18 protein-coding genes are annotated in these 16664 nt (G+C 38.5%); 7 read left to right on the top strand and 11 right to left on the bottom strand.

Features of this window, described 5'->3' with window-relative positions; genetic code table 11:
- Position 1: 1 nt before the first annotated feature.
- The 4 genes from arsH (at position 2) to F981_RS24245 (ending at position 3226) form a co-directional block, all read left to right on the top strand.
- Positions 2–706, top strand: a complete 705-nt coding sequence (gene arsH, locus F981_RS15700) for an arsenical resistance protein ArsH (RefSeq protein ID WP_000174605.1) — start codon at positions 2–4, stop codon at positions 704–706.
- Positions 707–723: 17 nt separating this feature from the next.
- On the top strand, positions 724–1677 hold the full coding sequence (trxB, locus tag F981_RS15695) for a thioredoxin-disulfide reductase (protein ID WP_004681738.1): 954 nt from the start codon (positions 724–726) through the stop codon (positions 1675–1677).
- Between the two features lie 101 nt (positions 1678–1778).
- A complete protein-coding gene (locus tag F981_RS15690; RefSeq protein WP_004644575.1) occupies positions 1779–2852 on the top strand; it encodes an ArsO family NAD(P)H-dependent flavin-containing monooxygenase in 1074 nt (357 codons plus the stop codon).
- Positions 2853–2881: 29 nt separating this feature from the next.
- Entirely contained in the window at positions 2882–3226 is a 345-nt protein-coding gene (locus F981_RS24245; RefSeq protein WP_004723194.1) for a restriction endonuclease subunit S domain-containing protein, read from the top strand.
- A gap of 492 nt (positions 3227–3718) precedes the next feature.
- On the opposite strand, the gene F981_RS15680 is transcribed toward F981_RS24245, so the two are convergent.
- Positions 3719–4474 carry an SDR family NAD(P)-dependent oxidoreductase gene (locus F981_RS15680; RefSeq protein ID WP_004723192.1) on the bottom strand — a complete coding sequence of 252 codons (756 nt, stop codon included), beginning with the start codon at positions 4472–4474 and terminating at the stop codon, positions 3719–3721.
- Positions 4475–4597: 123 nt separating this feature from the next.
- Here F981_RS15680 and F981_RS15675 point away from each other — a divergent pair, with 123 nt between their 5' ends.
- Positions 4598–5506 (top strand): LysR family transcriptional regulator, encoded by a 909-nt coding sequence (locus tag F981_RS15675; protein ID WP_004723190.1) that lies wholly within the window; start codon positions 4598–4600, stop codon positions 5504–5506.
- A gap of 106 nt (positions 5507–5612) precedes the next feature.
- Here F981_RS15675 and F981_RS15670 read toward each other — a convergent pair whose 3' ends face one another.
- Complete coding sequence (locus F981_RS15670) at positions 5613–5927, bottom strand: AzlD family protein (protein WP_004723188.1); 315 nt, start codon at positions 5925–5927, stop codon at positions 5613–5615.
- Complete coding sequence (locus F981_RS15665) at positions 5924–6634, bottom strand: AzlC family ABC transporter permease (protein WP_004723186.1); 711 nt, start codon at positions 6632–6634, stop codon at positions 5924–5926. The genes F981_RS15670 and F981_RS15665 overlap by 4 nt, the downstream gene beginning before the upstream one ends.
- Before the next feature lie 173 nt (positions 6635–6807).
- Between F981_RS15665 and F981_RS15660 the strand changes: the two genes are divergently transcribed.
- On the top strand, positions 6808–7677 hold the full coding sequence (locus tag F981_RS15660; RefSeq protein WP_004723184.1) for a LysR family transcriptional regulator: 870 nt from the start codon (positions 6808–6810) through the stop codon (positions 7675–7677).
- A 212-nt stretch (positions 7678–7889) separates the two neighbouring features.
- Here the strand turns inward: F981_RS15660 and F981_RS15655 are convergent, their stop codons facing one another.
- Positions 7890–8462: an HD domain-containing protein gene (locus F981_RS15655; protein WP_004723181.1), complete on the bottom strand. Its 573-nt coding sequence runs from the start codon at positions 8460–8462 to the stop codon at positions 7890–7892.
- A gap of 478 nt (positions 8463–8940) precedes the next feature.
- Between F981_RS15655 and F981_RS15650 the strand changes: the two genes are divergently transcribed.
- Positions 8941–9624 (top strand): Crp/Fnr family transcriptional regulator, encoded by a 684-nt coding sequence (locus tag F981_RS15650; RefSeq protein WP_004723180.1) that lies wholly within the window; start codon positions 8941–8943, stop codon positions 9622–9624.
- A 167-nt stretch (positions 9625–9791) separates the two neighbouring features.
- Here F981_RS15650 and F981_RS15645 read toward each other — a convergent pair whose 3' ends face one another.
- The 7 genes from F981_RS15645 to F981_RS15615 form a co-directional block, all read right to left on the bottom strand.
- Positions 9792–11054 (bottom strand): mechanosensitive ion channel family protein, encoded by a 1263-nt coding sequence (locus F981_RS15645; RefSeq protein WP_004723179.1) that lies wholly within the window; start codon positions 11052–11054, stop codon positions 9792–9794.
- Between the two features lie 257 nt (positions 11055–11311).
- Complete coding sequence (locus tag F981_RS15640; protein WP_004723178.1) at positions 11312–11731, bottom strand: hypothetical protein; 420 nt, start codon at positions 11729–11731, stop codon at positions 11312–11314.
- Between the two features lie 68 nt (positions 11732–11799).
- A complete protein-coding gene (locus F981_RS15635) occupies positions 11800–12216 on the bottom strand; it encodes a lysozyme inhibitor LprI family protein (RefSeq protein ID WP_004723177.1) in 417 nt (138 codons plus the stop codon).
- A gap of 498 nt (positions 12217–12714) precedes the next feature.
- Positions 12715–13905 (bottom strand): MFS transporter, encoded by a 1191-nt coding sequence (locus F981_RS15630; protein WP_004723176.1) that lies wholly within the window; start codon positions 13903–13905, stop codon positions 12715–12717.
- A 22-nt stretch (positions 13906–13927) separates the two neighbouring features.
- A complete protein-coding gene (locus F981_RS15625; protein ID WP_004723174.1) occupies positions 13928–14359 on the bottom strand; it encodes a RidA family protein in 432 nt (143 codons plus the stop codon).
- A gap of 371 nt (positions 14360–14730) precedes the next feature.
- Entirely contained in the window at positions 14731–15603 is an 873-nt protein-coding gene (locus tag F981_RS15620) for an LD-carboxypeptidase (RefSeq protein ID WP_004723173.1), read from the bottom strand.
- A gap of 24 nt (positions 15604–15627) precedes the next feature.
- Entirely contained in the window at positions 15628–16554 is a 927-nt protein-coding gene (locus tag F981_RS15615; protein ID WP_016539572.1) for a DMT family transporter, read from the bottom strand.
- Between the last annotated feature and the right edge of the window lie 110 nt (positions 16555–16664).

Raw genomic sequence — 16664 nt, 5'->3', positions numbered from 1 at the left:
TATGACTCTCCCAAATGTAGATATGAATCTTTTGGATCAACCGACTTTAGAAAAGGTACAAGCTAAAGAATTGGATCATCCACCCCGTATTTTGCTGCTGTATGGTTCTAACCGTGAGCGTTCATACAGCCGATTGGCGGTGATGGAAGCTGGTCGTATCTTGGAGCAGTTTGGTGCCGAAGTAAAAATCTTTCATCCTAAAGGGCTGCCTTTACCTGAAGATGCGGACACTGAACATCCAAAGGTTAAAGAGTTGCATGATTTACTCGCTTGGGCAGAAGGAATGGTGTGGTGCTCGCCTGAGCGTCATGGCTCCATGAGTTCAATCTTTAAATCGCAAATAGATTGGATTCCACTGGCAGGCGGTGCAATTCGTGCAACCCAAGGTAAGACTTTGGCTTTGATGCAGGTCAGTGGTGGTTCACAGTCTTTTAACAGCTTAAACCAGATGCGTATTTTAGGCCGTTGGATGCGGATGATCACCATTCCAAACCAATCGTCTATTCCCAAAGCTTTTTTAGAGTTTGAAGAAGATGGACGGATGAAACCTTCATCCTTCTATGATCGAATTGTCGATGTAATGGAAGAACTATATAAGTTCACCTTGCTCACTCGTGGGCAGAGTCAGTACCTCACGGACCGTTATTCAGAGCGAAAAGAGTCGGCAGAAGAATTATCTAAGCGTGTCAATCAACGTAGCTTATAAACTTTAGGTGATCAGAAATGCAAAAGAGACATTCTAAATTAGTGATCTTAGGTTCAGGGCCTGCGGGTTATAGCGCTGCTGTGTATGCAGCACGTGCAAACTTAAAACCTACATTGATAGCGGGTATACAACTTGGTGGTCAATTAACAACGACCACTGAGGTAGATAACTGGCCGGGCGACCCAGAAGGTTTAACTGGTCCTGCACTTATGGAACGAATGCAAGCCCATGCTGAACGCTTTGGTACAGAGATTGTGTATGATCACATCAATGAAGTTGATTTAAGCGTCCGTCCATTTGTACTAAAAGGCGACATGGAAGAATTTACTTGTGATGCACTGATTATTGCAACAGGTGCGACAGCACAATACTTGGGTCTTGAATCTGAAGCTAAATTCATGGGTCAAGGTGTCAGTGCATGTGCAACTTGTGATGGTTTCTTCTATAAGAACCAAAAAGTCATGGTCGTGGGTGGTGGTAACACAGCAGTTGAAGAAGCACTTTATCTTTCTAATATTGCTGAGCATGTCACCTTAGTTCACCGTAGAGACAGTTTACGTTCAGAGAAAATTCTACAGGATCATCTTTTTGCCAAAGAAAAAGATGGCAAAATTAGCATTCTTTGGAACAATCAAGTTGATGAGGTCATAGGTGATAATACTGGTGTCACATCAGTTCGCTTGAAATCAACTTTGGACCAAACTATACAAGATGTTGAAGTACAGGGCTTATTTGTTGCTATTGGTCACAAACCGAATACAGGTATGTTTGACGGTCAACTCAACCTACGTGAAGGCTACATTCAAGTACAAAGTGGTACTTCAGGCAATGCAACAGCAACTTCTGTGGCAGGAGTATTTGCTGCGGGTGACGTTGCTGACAGCATTTATCGCCAAGCAATCACTTCGGCAGGCTCAGGCTGTATGGCAGCTTTGGATGCAGAAAAGTATCTTGATCAATTGAGCAATTGAAAGGCTCATTTAAACGCTTGAAAATTTTATAAAATACGCCCAGTCTGTTGAGTAGACTGGGCGTTATTTTGATTATGACTATAAATAATGGGAGAGAAGCTTTGACTCAATTACAAACTGAAGTCGATGTAATCATTATTGGTGGTGGTCAGGCAGCCCTTGCCACAGCTTATTTCCTCAAACGTAAGAAAATTCCATTTATTATTTTAGATGACCAATCTCAGGCAGGTGGTGCATGGTCACATGCTTGGGAATCTCTTCGTCTTTTTTCTCCAAATACTTGGAGTTCATTGTCAGGTTGGATGATGCCCACAACTGAGCAGACTTACCCAACGCGAAATGAAGTGATTGGCTACTTGTCAGCATACGAGCAACGATATCAATTTCCAATTATTCGACCAATTCATGTCGACCATATAGAACAAAAAGATGGCTATTTAGATGTGTATGCTGGCGATCAATATTGGCGAGCTAAAGCGGTGGTCAGTGCTACTGGGACATGGAGTCAGCCTTATATTCCCCATTATGAAGGATATGAACGATTTGAAGGATTACAAACGCATTCAGCACATTATGTAAATCCAGAGCCTTTTATCAACAAGAAAGTGATTGTAGTTGGTGGTGGTAACTCAGGGGCACAAATTCTTGCCGAAGTCTCAAAAGTTGCAGATACCACTTGGGTCACAGTAACACCACCTCAATTTTTATCGGATGATGTTGATGGGCGTGTTTTATTTCTTCGGGCAACTGAACGTTTAAAAGCCCAACAGGAAGGTCGTGTGATTGATCAACCCGTTGGTGGTCTGGGTGATATTGTCATGATAGACAGTGTCAAAGAGGCCCGCGAACGTGGCGTACTACATAGTAGAGAGCCTTTTACCTCATTTGAGGAGCATTCCGTTGTTTGGGCTGATGGTACAAGACAAGCAGTAGATGCTGTGATTTGGTGTACAGGGTTCAAAGCTTCATTGACTCACTTAAGAAGTCTTGATGTGGTAGAGCCTGATCAGACAGTTACTGTGAATGATGGGCGCTCAGTAAAAATAAATAACCTTTGGTTGGTTGGCTATGGGGAATGGACAGGCATGGCATCCGCAACACTCATTGGGGTTTCTAGAACAGCAAGAGCAACTGTAGATCAAATAGCTGCTTATTTGGCTAGGATCAATTACTAAAGTTAAGGACTGAAGGAACTATTGGTCAAGTGATAGATCATTTAAAGACTACAAAACGGCCATTACCACCAGATCGAATAATTAGAAGGGAGGAGGAGCTTCTTTCATTTATAGATACACCTAAAGAGGAATGGTCTTCAACACTACAACGTTATAATAAATTAAGAGAAATCGAATATAAGGAAGTTATCGAGGTTACAAGGTTTATTGAAAAACAGACTCCTTTTGCAACGCAGCATAGTGTAAAGGGGGCTGAGTTTGAGAATGTATTAGTGGTCTTAGGTGGTGGCTGGAATCACTATAAGTGGCCACAGCTTTTAGAGTTACTTGAGACTAAAAAATTGACTAAAGCAAATACGAAAGGTTTTTTATAGAGCACGTAATCTTTTTTATGTTTCCATTTCTTGCCCAATGACGAGGCTAGCTGTGTTAGCTACTCAAACACTATCTGATACAGCTCTTGTAACTGTGAATAATCTATTGGGGAGTGAAAATATTGAAGATTTATGTTTTGATACATAAAAATAAAGTTTACTCCAAATTTACACCTTAACTTAATTTTTTTATTTTAAGTTGCTGTAAATTAATGGATTATTTTATCTTGTTGTCCAATCCATCATCGGAGCGACCGAAATACGAGGTGTTAAAGGTTGGAGCTCAGACATACAGTCAACCTGAAAAAGATAGAAAAAAAGCAAGTGAGGAGTAAACGTGCTTTATTTTAAAATCAATAGCCATACTCAAAAGATAGAATTTGTAAAATTAATGAGTATTAATTTTTTTATATTTTCTTAGAACCCAGATATGGTGGAGTTATATGAAATTTGTGTAACTCCACCAATATGTTAAAGCTGTGCGAGTTAAAACTACAACAGCATACCACCAGAGGCTTCTATTCTCTGACCTGTGATCCAGTTAAATCCTTCACTAAAAATCGCAGCGATTGCTTTTCCAACATCATCAGCTTCACCAACACGGCCTAATGCCGTGATAGATGCGATCATCCCCTGAACTTGTTCACTATTGCGGACGGCACCGTCTCTAAAATCAGTCGCAATCGCACCGGGCGCAATCGTGTTGACACGAATCCCTTTGGAGGCGAATTCTTTTGCCATATAACGTGTCATGACTTCTACAGCGCCTTTTGCCATTGCGTATGCAGCTGACCCAGGCATAGAAAAGCGTGTTAGACCAGAGGATATATTTACAATATGACCGCCATTTTCAATGAGTGGTAGCAATTTTTGAGTGAGAAAAAATGGACCTTTCACATGGATATTGAGCATATCATCTAGATCATCAATACTAGTTTCTTCAATACTCGTATGTAAACCTGTCCCAGCATTATTGAGTAGGTAGTCAAAACTTTCACGACCAAATTGCTCTTTTAATACGAAACTCAAAGTTTTTACCAAATCATCAAATAATGTGATATCTCGAATATCAGATTGAATGGCAAATGCGTTTTGACCTTTTTCTTTAATCTTCTCAACCACGTCTAGAGCGGCTTTTTCATTGCGATGATAAGTCAAAATGATGTCAATATTTTGCTCAGCGAGTTTAAGCGCTGCATCTCGACCTATTCCACGACTCCCTCCAGTGATGAATGCGATTTTATTCATGTAGTGACCTCATATTATGCTGATTAACTGTTGATAAAATTAAAGTACAGGAATTAATTGACTTGATAAATATGATTAATCGGATAAGACTGTTCACAAATAATGAACAATTAGAGGTGATGTATGGATAAGATTGAGACGATGAAACGTTTTATCGCTGTTGTACAAAATGGTAGCTTTACCCGTGCTTCAGAACAGCTCAAGATTCCTAAGTCAGCAATCTCTATGTCAATCACTAAGCTTGAAGATCATTTAAAAACTCGTTTACTTTATCGGAATACAAGACAAGTTTCTCTTTCAGAAGCAGGTCAGCGTTATTATGTCGAATGCTTAAGATTATTGGATGAGTTAGAAGGCTTAGATAATCAATTTCAACAACAAAGTGAAGAACTCAGTGGTGTGATTAACATCGATATGCCTAGTCGGTTTTTTTCTAGCGTGGTGGCTCCTCATCTACCTGCATGGTTTCAACAATATCCAAAAACACAGATTAAGCTGCTTGGCGTTGATTATCGTATTGATCCTATCAAGGAACGAGTAGATTGCGTAATCCGTGGTGGTCAGCTTGAAAGCAGTAATTTAATAGGACGCCATTTGGGTATTATGGAAATGGTTAATTGTATTAGTCCCAGTTATGCGGAACATTACGGTAGACCAACATCATTAGAGGATCTTAAAAATCATTATATTGTTGATTATTCTCATGCTGACACCCAGTCGCAAAATGCTTTTGAATACAATCAAAATAATCAAACATACCTTGTACCAATTCCCAGTCTAATCAGTGTCGGCACAACGGATGCCTATTTAGCTGCAGGTTTAAATGGATTAGGGATCATTCAAATTCCGAGAATTGGTGTTAGACAACAATTGGCAAATGGTGACCTTATTGAAGTATTAACAGCGTTTACCTGTGCGCCGATGTCTTTGTTGGTTTTATATGAATCGCGAAACAATCAACCCCGCAGACTAAGTGAATTTATTAATTGGTTGATTCTTTTATTTAAAAAAATGAATCACAATACATTGTAGTTTCACTGAATTACCCTTATGTCGTTTATGCGCAATGTGTAGTCATTGCTCAATTTTGTTTAGGTTTAATATAGCCAAAGGCAGCTTCTTTGAGCTCCCTATCATTTCATACAAAATACTGACGGAATAAAGCTGCTGCCAATATTCCTGCTGCAATCGCCAACAGTGGTTTTTTAAGCAGTAGCATAACGATCAATGTTGTCAGTAACGCCAAACGAGCGCCATGATCACCTTCAACCGCAATAGGGGCCAAAAGTGCAACCAGTACCGATCCTGACATTGCATTAATGAATCGTTGCACACGATCGCTAATAGGTACATAAGACATAATTAAAACACCACCCCAGCGAGTGGCTAATGTCACAATGGCCATAATAAAAATAATAATTAATGGATAAGTGGTGCTAATCTCTAGGTTCATAGCTGTTTCTCTTTCCAGAAAATTCCGACAATTCCGCCAAATAAAGCACCCACAACGACATGACTATTTTCTGGTAAGTACCAATAAGCCAATAATGAGCTACAGGCTGCGATTGTCCAGATGATGAGTATTCTGAGGTTTTTTTGTCCACCGACAACCATCGCCAGTAGAAAACAAGCCATGACCATATCTAATCCCAGCAATGCAGGATGATGAATAACATTACCAAAATAGAACCCCATTCCTGTGCCTAAAACCCACGCGAGCCAAAGCGCAAGGCCCCCTCCAAACAATAAGCCCATCCCTGATTCACCACGATTAAATGCTTGTAGTGAGAGTGCCCAATTGGCATCAGAAATAACCAGCAAGATACTGTATCGTTTGATGGGAGGCAGGTGCCGTAACCAAGGATAAAGAGATGCGCCCATTAAAAGATGCCGAGCATTGATAAAAAAAACTGTGACTATTAAGGGAATCAGTGATATTTGCGCGCCCCATAGTTCTAAAGTCGCAAATTGAGATGCTCCTGCAAAAACAAAGCTACTCATTAACATGCTAGAGCTATTGTCTAGTCCTGTTTGCGTTGCAGCTAAGCCGAAAGCAGCCCCAAAAATCACCACGAAACATGAAATTGGAAGAAGGCTTTTAAAGCCTGACCAAACTTGGGAATAACTTAAACTGTAAATATCTGGGTCAACATTCGACAAAATAATTTCCTTATCTTTTTAAATTTTCTACTGAGCTATATACCTAATGATCGCTGATGAAAATTAGGGGAAATTTCCTTCTTTTCTTAATGAATTATGGACTTAGAAAGTTAAAATGAAAAGCGCATAATTCTTGCATATACTATTCGTAAATCGAATAATTTAGGATAATCATGAATCTACAAAATCTACAGATTGATTGGTTAAAATGTTTTGTCGCAGTTGTTGATACAGGTTCTCTTTCAAATGCAGCACCTGAGCTATACCGTTCACAGTCTGCTGTCAGTATGCAGTTAAAAAAATTGGAAGGCGCTTTAAAATGCCAACTTTTAATTCGAACGCATAGACAAATTCAACTTACTTCTGAAGGGCAACTTCTTTTAGGTTATGCAAGACGGATACTTGATCTACATCATGAAACACAAATGGCTTTTAATGGAGAAGAGTTAACCGGTCGGATTAGACTTGGCGTACCCGATGATTATGCTGCTAAATATTTAACGCCAGTGCTTAAGCGTTTTGCACCACGTTATAGCGGCGTTGAAATAGAATTTATTTGTGAACAATCGACTTCATTGATCCCACGTATAGAAAATGGCGAGATTGATTTAGCATTGATTTCAAGGGATAACCCCCGTCAAGGCACTTTATTGTTTCATGAGCCAATGGTGTGGGTAGGTTCTCCCCAATTTGAATTATGGCGTGAAGATCCGATACCTATTGCTGTTTATGAAAGTACCAGTTTAGCCAAAAAAAGTGCGATCAATTCGCTTGCATTGCAAGGTCGCCGTTATCGTGTTGTTTATAATAGTTCAAGTTTAATCGGGCAAATTGCAGCAGTTGAAAGTGGTTTAGCCGTCGCAGTTTTCACACAATGTAGCGCGCCTCAGCATTTAGAAATTTTAGGAGCAGAGCACGGACTAGGCCCATTAGCACCCATGGAAGCATCTGTATATAGAAGTAGAGCCTCGCTTAATTCAAAAGCGGTCGATCATTTATATGAGCTGTTAATTAAGACATTAAGGCAATCCATTACCTATTAAGCAGGTTTTAATCAGATATTTCACAGAAATTTGAAATATATATATGATTTGTATAAAAATTAATTTTTAAGTGCTTGCCAATATTTGGGCAGAGTTTGGGGAGCGTGCTAGTAATTTAAAAGTTCCTTGAAATGCAATAAAAGAGATATGTTTTAGTTAAAAATCTGTTTTATAGCAACCAAGCCCATGGCTAGAGCATGGGCTTTTTATCTCTATTTACTGTTATTAATTTTTTGCATTGTTTCTGTATCCATGAGGGCACGGATACTTTTAAATAATGGATGTTTATCTGTATATTTTTCACCATAGCTAAGATTAAACTCATAATCAAAGTCATCAGGATTAATTCCTTGATTATGCTGTAAAATTGTTTCTAGCTTATCCAAAGCCTTTACTGCAACAGCTTCTTGCGTTTGACCTGCTTCATATTCTTCCCATAATTCAAGTATGGCGTTTCTTAGGGGAGCATCTAGGGATTGAGTAAGTAATAATAGATCGTTACGTTCTTGAACGTCTTTATCTGGATGGTTCTTCTTTTCAGTCGCTGGAACATCACCATTGATTGTCTCGCCTAAATCATGAACAAGACACATCTTTAAAACCTTTGAAAAGTCTAGATATTTTAATTCATCTTCAAATACAAGAGCTAACAGGGCAAGCCTCCATGTATGCTCGGCTGTACTTTCAATTCTGCCTTTAGAGGTATGAGAGGAACGCATTATATTTTTCAGGTTTTCAGCCTCTTTCAAAAAGAGTAGACGACCTTTAATAATGTCAGTATTCATTTCAGTTTCTTATTCCTATCAAAATTATAGATTTTTACTTTTAATAAGCTCAATAAATGCTTTTTAAAGTAATCTGTTTTGATTCTGGTTACTACGAGAGCAGCTTCAGGCTTATGTATTAAATAGAAGCAATCAATAACATAATGTCCAGATGACTTTTCGCTAACATCTTCAATTTAGGCGTATGCGTTGATCGCCGCATTGCAAATTCATCATCCGAAGTCATTGTATATGGATCAGTAAGGGGCTCATCGTGACACAACTTTGGCTATTGGAGTGGTCTACAGCTTATGCTTCAAGATAAATTAAAAAAAGGACAGATGACCTTTTTTTATATTGATCGTAAAATACCTTGTCTCAAGAGGATAGCTTGGGTTTATGTCACTGTTTATTACCTATTATCTAGGCTCAGTATAGGTTTCAAATATTGATAAAGACTCTGAAAATATAGATAGTTTTGAATGAAGAGCAGTAAAAGATGAGGACTATTAGTAATGATGAATTAATACAGAATTATATCGATGAGTTTTCTTTATCGCGTTATTTTTCTCCAATATTATTAGAAAATTTCTTATTAAAACAAATAGAAGCAGATGAGTTTCTGCTTGCACAAGGAAGCTCGCTAAGTAGCCTCTATTTACTTGTGAATGGAAAATTACAAGTAGAATATTACCAAAAAGATGGGAGTTGTGCAGTATTCTCTATTGAAAGGGCTTTTTCCGTGATTGGTGATTTAGAGCTTTTTTTAGATAGAGATATAGGTACAGTAAGTACGGTGACTGCGATTTCAAAAGCGGATATTCTCGAGATATCTCTGAGCAAAATTGAGCAATATGCGTTTAACGATCCAGCTTTTCTATGTTTTATCTGCTCTCATCTTAGTCAAAAATTATATGCTTCTACTCAACTGCTAACAAATGCAACGCTTCCAGCATTTATAAAAGTACGTAAATATTTAGCAATTAGGGCGGAAATGGAAGGGAGTATGATTCACTTGGAAAAACGTGATTCTATTGCTGCTATGTTAGGAATTTCGACCAGACAACTAAATCGGATTTTTAAAGATTTATCAGACTTAAACATCATTCAGTTTAAAAATAAAACGTTAAAAATTTTGGATAGTGACTATCTCGCTGAAATAGAACCGATAGATCTTTTATAATTAGATAGCGGTGAAATAAATATAGAATTATGTTCAAGATATTTAGTAAAGGTTTTAGCCGTCAGTTTATGCTTTGAATTGATTATGGAGGACGCTATGAACCTTCTTTTTTCATTGCAAGCAAACCCATGGTTATCGCATGGGCTTTTTTGATGTAAATGAACAACTCAGGACAGAAGTTCCGAGCTACTTTCAGCGTGTTTTGACAATGAACGTAAATCTGAACCAGAAGGTGCCTGATAAATCTTTAGTCCAAATTCAGGAATAATTGCCATCAGATGGTCAAATATATCAGATTGGATTGCTTCATAATCATTCCATACCGTTGTATTGGCAAATGCATAGATTTCCAGTGGTAATCCCTCACTTGTCGGTTGTAACTGACGGATAATCAGGGATTGGTTTTTAGCAATACCAGCGTGTTGCTTTAGGTAGAACTCGACATAAGCCCGAAATGTTCCAATATTGGTCAGGCGGCGCTGGTTATAGATAGACTGATCTTCAAACTGCTGATTAAAGCTGTCCAATTCAGATTGTTTATTATCCAAATACTGATCCAGTAATAGGAAAGCTTTTAATTTCTGTTGTTCTTCATGGGTAATAAAATGAATGCTGGTTTGATCAATAAAGATTGAGCGCTTGATGCGTCTCGCCCCCAACAATTTCATCCCACGCCAGTTTTTAAAGGTGTCCGTCACCAACTTATTGGTGGGAATTGTGGTAAAGGTTTTATCAAAATTCTGTACGGTAATGGTATGTAAGGACATATCAATAACATCACCATCTGCATTTAATGTTGGCATTTCAATCCAGTCACCGATACGAACCATGTCGTAGGAAGAGATTTGCACCGATGCCACCAAGGACAGAATTGTATTTTGAAAAACCAGTAACAATACCGCTGCCATCGCACCAAAACCAGCAAGCAGGGTAAAAACATCTTTCTTTAAGAAGGTTCCCAAGATCAGCAGACCACAAACGATAAACAGAATCAGCTTGATCAGTTGAAGATAGCCTTTGATGGGCTTATTCAGTGATTTGGGATTACGTTGATAAAGCAGATTAAAGACATTTAAAAGTTCGCTGATGGCCAGTGCAATGGTCAGGAAGATAAACGCCTGTGCAGCCATTTGTATCAGGCCAACCGCTTTTAAGGACAAATGTGGAACTGTGGTTATACCATTTAAAATAACAATGGCAGGAACAATATTCGCCACTCTGCGGATAACACTATGCTGGGAAAAAATTTCACTGTGTGCAAACTTCATTTTTGAAATAAGTTTACGTATCCCACGAACAACGACTTGTTTTGCAATATAATTTGCGACAAAGGCGAAAAAAATTAGAATGGATAATGATGTGAGCATCTCTAGCCATGGATACTGATCAGACCATTCCTGAATATTCTTTAAGAAGGCAAATTTATCCAAAAGTACAACCTCAAAATAGCAGATACGCTATTGTATTGATTGTGAATGACAATAATTTATAAAAATACTTTTTAGCTACATTCGGGCATCAATTACTTACTCAACAAGATTGACAGACTCTCAGAAAGTCCAAGTGAGTATATGAGGATGAGTATGCAATCGTTGGGCATAGATAAGCCCAGTTTCACGGATCACAATATGCCAATCAACATTACTTTGTTTAATGCTATGAGATGCTAAGTTTTAATTTGTGAGACTCAATAGTGGCTGATTTTATCCGCAAGATTAGCAATACGGTTTAGACGGCAAGACTGTGCATCTAACATTTGTCCTTGCCCTTCGGTTTTCGGATCCCAATTACAATACTTGTCGGTGTTTTCCCACCATACTGCGATTTCATCCATCTGCCGGTCTTTTTTCACACTGTCTGGACGACTGATGATTTTGGCAAAGGCCTGTTGAACGCGGTTCTTATGTTGAGCATATTCTTGGTCCATACAGCTTTGCATTTCAAATGTTACTGCACCGCTTTGCTTGATACATTGGTCATAACTGCTGCTTAATTTGGCATGAATATAAGAATCATCTGGAAGGGGACGAGGCATTTCATCATCGGCAAAAGCTGCAAAAGGAAGAAGAGAGATGAACAACAATGTAGTAGTTTTAAATTTTTTCATATATTTGACCTTTAGTTTTATCTTGATCTCGGTATGTGTTCTTGAATATCTTTATGCTTTGATTCGCATTATTGAAGTAAATTCAGGTAGCGTTGCAATTGTGCAGTACGGCCTGCGATACGCTGTATATCATTAAGTTCAGTTTGCAAGTTGTCTGGCTGTGATTGACCATACAACGTTGTTTCAAGTTCAGCATCACTTTGACGTGATTGTAGCCAAATGCGTTGTGATGCAACCAGTTTTGTTTTCTGGGTAGCACTCAAATGCGATTGTAATTTTTTATAGGTACTATTCAATTGCGTATCTTGACGTTCAGCCTCATCTTTTAGACAAGTTGCCTGTTCAATAATACCTTGGGCACTGTTGTCACAGTTTATAAAAGCTTGGCTTAATAAGTTTTCATTTCCTATTGGTGCAGCGAAGACCAAGCTTGAAAAAGTACATAAAAAACCGATCGGTAAGCATGCTAATCGTATTTTTTTCATAAGGGATAAACTCTTGATTGATCTATCAGGATGAATGTTGGCTGTTGTGTGAGCTGAGTAAAACCTTGCTTGAGTATCGTCAATCACGCTTTAGCAAAGACAAACAGGGGTATCATTTTGACCAAAGTGTATCAATTTTAAACTTGAATAATCATGGATATTTGGATGTTTTTTCCAAAAACATAGATTGCTCTGTAAAAAATTCTTTAAAGGTCAGAGGTTTATCTTTTGTATAATCCTGCTCATCAACTGTTTATTCATATAGCTTCAAGATAGTAACCCGCATATCCATTTAAATTGAAATTGTGTACATCGCATTTTTTGGAATTTTATCGCAGACTATTGATGTGAATATATTATGATCAGTTTTTTCACACAATAGTTACAGTGAATATTATTCAAATAGAATGATTTGGGTGTCCGTATTTTTATTAAAATAATCAGTCTCTTAAAAAATCAAAATCCCTCAAATTTGAGAGATTTTGATTTTAGAATGCTTTAAATGGTCTGTGCTCTATTGAGATATAGACGATCTAGCAGAGAAAATAGTGCAGAACCCATAACCAGACATACACCAACAAGACAAGTCATGGTCCAACCTCCATGATGCCATGCATAAACCCCTAAAGCGGAACCACATGCACCACCTGTGAAATAGGCTGTCATATAGATAGAGTTAATCCGAGATTTGGCATCTGGGCGTAAACGGAAAATGATATTTTGATTGCTGGTATGAACCACAGCGAGTCCAAAGCTAATCAGGCCATACCCTAAAATATAACTGGTGAGGTACTTCCCACCGAAATAAAGCAGCGCCCAACTGACGATCATCAACGCTACCCCAATCCATGTCAGGATACTGGTATGTCCACGGTCTGCAATTTTACCAATTTTTGCAGTGGCTAAAGCACCAAATACCCCAATAATCGTTGCAACACCAACCAAAACATCAGGTAATTTAAACGGTTCAGAGGTCAGTAAAACAGCAATCGTTGAAAACAAAATACTCATGGCTGCAAATGCAAAGCCACCAATAATTGCACGATAGACTAAACGACGTTCTTCTTTTAACAACACACCCATCGAGTAGAAAATTTTGCCATAACTCATTTTAAACACAGGTACATGCGGCAGACGTTTTTTCAATAAATAAGCAAGTATTAACATTAATACTGCACTAACAAAGTAAATCAGTTTCCAGTTAAACAGGTTAGATAACAAACCCGCAAGACTGGTGGAAAGTAATAACCCAACCAATAGCCCACTCATTAAAAAGCCAACAACTTCACCTGTTTTTTCAGGTTTAACTGCCATCGTTGCAAGAGGGATTAACACCTGAGCCGCAACTGAAAATAGACCTGTAATAATTGTGCCAACCCAAAGCATGGGTAAATTGACAGCAAAAGCACACATCAATAAACCAATCGCGGCACAAAACATTAACCAAGGAATAAATTTGATTTTATTGACAATATCACCCATGGGCACAATGAATAAAAGACCAAGCGCATAAGACACTTGTGCAAAAGTCACTGTAAGTGCCACTTGTGATTCTGGCATGTTGAAATAGAGTTGAATCGAGTGAATCAGCGGCTGACTATAATAGTTTGCTCCTGCGCATAAACCGCAGGCAATCGCCATCAGCCAAAGTAATGCTTTATTTTGGCTAATATCGAGTTGAGCATTCATAAAAATATCCTAGTTCTTGGAGTTACATACAATAGGCAGTTGCTTCAATTTCAATGAGCATTCCTTGTAAAGCAAGACACGGGACAGGAATCAGTGTACACGCAGGGAAAGGTTGATCTTTCCAAAGTTGTTGCATTTCCTGAATTAAAAACTGATGTTTTTTAGTACTGTGATCGACCACAAGCACTCTTAAAACAGCAATATCCAATAATGATGCATCAGCCGCTTGTAGGGCATGTTGCAGATTGACAAAAGCTTGATGAACTTGTTGTGCAAAATCTTGGGATAATTGTCCTTGTTGGTTTTCACCACCTTGTCCAGATATATGCAAAATACGCAAATAATGGCGTACTTCAGCCACATGACTATACGCAAATGCTGTTGGATTATAAAGTGTATTTGGGTTAATCATTTGGAACGATTTGATCTGCGCGGATTCTGATCTGGAATTCATGGATGACTCTTTTGATTGACTGGAAATTTCCGTCAGTATCAAAGCTCAAGTTAACTTAAGGTCAAGTGAAAATGCCAAGAAAAAATCGAAGCAACTGATCGTATTTATGAATGAACAATCAAGGGGCTGTTAAACAAGAAAACCGTCATATAGAAAAGTGATCAGAAGAAGCACGATGCAAGTGAAGTATTGCTCAGGATTAAAAGTATATAGTTTGTTTATCTTTGCTTTGATGCTCTTAGGAAATCCCAGTAAGCACTGACTAGGATTTCGTAGAGGCCTATCTTAAGCAAGGTATTGGCTATTTTTTATATTCAATGCGCTGAAATAGCGCTGTACTAAAATAACCCAGTCATTAAATAACCTAGCCGTTAAATAATGAGTTGTGAATCTACAATCTTGCCCGTTTTCCCTAACCAAAATGGACGGTTGACTTCACCATGACCAAACCAGTCACATTGGTAAAGTGGGATGTGCAGTGGATCGAGATGTTCTTTCACAATCTCAACAATACTTTGCGGGACATTTTTTTGTGGGCATTGATAAAAATCACCCAAGACCAAAGCCTTTAAGTTTGAAGTATCAATACTTTGTAGGAGCTGAGTCAATGAACGTTCAATTCGATAATACGGTTCGCCTACATCTTCAATCAGTAAAACACTCGGCTGATTCAGTTTTAAGGCAGACGGTGTGCCTTGTAAAGTACACAGTACAGTAAGATTTCCGCCTAAGATTTTAACATCTTCAATGTGCTGATCTTGAGCAAAACCATTCGCGCTGGATAAGGGATAATGACCTTGTTGGTTTATATCCGCGGATAACAGGCTGATGGTTTTTAATGCATCATACGACAGAGGACTATTGTCTAAATTTTTAACGGCAATTTCCTGAAATACAGGCGCATGTAAAGATTGCCCATGATGCATCGCAATATAGTTTAATAACACGGTTGTATCTGAATAGCCAATAATGGGTTTATTCAAAATCCACTCATCTAAAAATGGCAATAACATTGCAGCGCCAGTACCACCACGACCACACCAAATTGCATCAATGTTTGGATCTAAGCATGCTTGTTTTAAATCTTGAATACGTTGTTCAACTGTACCTGCCAAATAGCGATGTTGTGAAAATACATGTTCACCCAAACTGACTGTATGACCTAACTGTTCCAAATGCGACTGTGCCAACTGGATATTTTCAACATCTACACAGGCACTCGGCGATACAATTTTAAAATGCATATTCCTTCCAAGCTTCCGCACAATTTAGTGTGCAAGTTTCTTTTTAGACAAAGTAATCATCATGACACCGATGATATTCAGTAAACAACCAAACCATTGTATCGCATTCATATGCTCACCGAGCAAAGCCACAGCCAAAATAATGGTTAGGATCGGGCCAATCGAACCAATCATAGCTGCTTGTGCAGCACCTAAACGAGAAATACTTTGCGCGACCAAAATCGTCGGTAAAACCGTCACCAATAAGCCTAAGGCGATACCATACCAAATGACTTGTATCGGAAGTTGAGTAAGCAGTTGAATTGGCTGGGGTGTTGCAATGATAAAATGGGTTAGCGTACCAAAACATGCAATGCTTAATGCCAAACCAGTGTAATTCCATGAACCAAATTTTTGAATTAAACGTGGGGTCATGAGTAAGTACGTTGCAAAACAAACCGCACTGGCAAAGACTAAACTCACGCCTAGCCAGAAATTTCCTTCATGCGGTACTGTGCTTTGCTCTTGTAGCATCACAATCACTGTACCACCATAGCTTAATGCAATCGCTAGTATGGTTCTAAAGTTGAGTTTTTGCTTATAAATAAAGCTTGTGGCAATGACTGTCAGTGTTGGATAGAGAAATAAAATAATACGTTCCAACGATGCACTGATATACATCAGACCAGCGAAGTCGAGCCAACTTGAAAGGTAATAGCCCATCAAACCTGCAGCAACCAATAAGGCCCAATCTTTTCCTGTCATATTTTTATTATGATGGCGATTGAACCAACACAGTAAAAGGAAAAAAGGCAGGGCACTTGCCATTCGCAATGCCATAAGCACGGTGCTGTCGACTAATGGCGATAATGCGTAAGCCTGTTTAATAAAAATAGCTTTGGTACTAAATAAGAAAGCCGCACCAAGTGCGAAAATCGAACCGAGTTGGGTACTGGATAAAGAAAGTTTCATGAATTTGACTGCATTGACGATGTCGCTATACGACATGCAAATTTGAACAAGCAGTATAAATGTTGTTTTCAATCAGTGGAAATACAAAAAAAGAATGAATTGGCGCAATA

This window comes from Acinetobacter guillouiae CIP 63.46 (assembly GCF_000368145.1).
Lineage (GTDB): Bacteria > Pseudomonadota > Gammaproteobacteria > Pseudomonadales > Moraxellaceae > Acinetobacter > Acinetobacter guillouiae.
The sequence above is the reverse complement of the archived record's forward strand: the minus strand, read 5'-3'. Positions and strand labels throughout refer to the sequence as shown.

Excerpts from the sequence above, each read along its gene's own strand:
- arsH (WP_000174605.1), top strand. The coding sequence starts at position 2 with ATGACTCTCCCAAATGTAGATATGAATCTTTTGGATCAACCGACTTTA.
- trxB (WP_004681738.1), top strand. The coding sequence starts at position 724 with ATGCAAAAGAGACATTCTAAATTAGTGATCTTAGGTTCAGGGCCTGCG.
- F981_RS15680 (WP_004723192.1), bottom strand. The coding sequence starts at position 4,474 with ATGAATAAAATCGCATTCATCACTGGAGGGAGTCGTGGAATAGGTCGA.
- F981_RS15675 (WP_004723190.1), top strand. The coding sequence starts at position 4,598 with ATGGATAAGATTGAGACGATGAAACGTTTTATCGCTGTTGTACAAAAT.
- F981_RS15670 (WP_004723188.1), bottom strand. The coding sequence starts at position 5,927 with ATGAACCTAGAGATTAGCACCACTTATCCATTAATTATTATTTTTATT.
- F981_RS15660 (WP_004723184.1), top strand. The coding sequence starts at position 6,808 with ATGAATCTACAAAATCTACAGATTGATTGGTTAAAATGTTTTGTCGCA.
- F981_RS15655 (WP_004723181.1), bottom strand. The coding sequence starts at position 8,462 with ATGAATACTGACATTATTAAAGGTCGTCTACTCTTTTTGAAAGAGGCT.
- F981_RS15650 (WP_004723180.1), top strand. The coding sequence starts at position 8,941 with ATGAGGACTATTAGTAATGATGAATTAATACAGAATTATATCGATGAG.
- F981_RS15640 (WP_004723178.1), bottom strand. The coding sequence starts at position 11,731 with ATGAAAAAATTTAAAACTACTACATTGTTGTTCATCTCTCTTCTTCCT.
- F981_RS15635 (WP_004723177.1), bottom strand. The coding sequence starts at position 12,216 with ATGAAAAAAATACGATTAGCATGCTTACCGATCGGTTTTTTATGTACT.
- F981_RS15630 (WP_004723176.1), bottom strand. The coding sequence starts at position 13,905 with ATGAATGCTCAACTCGATATTAGCCAAAATAAAGCATTACTTTGGCTG.
- F981_RS15625 (WP_004723174.1), bottom strand. The coding sequence starts at position 14,359 with ATGAATTCCAGATCAGAATCCGCGCAGATCAAATCGTTCCAAATGATT.
- F981_RS15620 (WP_004723173.1), bottom strand. The coding sequence starts at position 15,603 with ATGCATTTTAAAATTGTATCGCCGAGTGCCTGTGTAGATGTTGAAAAT.
- F981_RS15615 (WP_016539572.1), bottom strand. The coding sequence starts at position 16,554 with ATGAAACTTTCTTTATCCAGTACCCAACTCGGTTCGATTTTCGCACTT.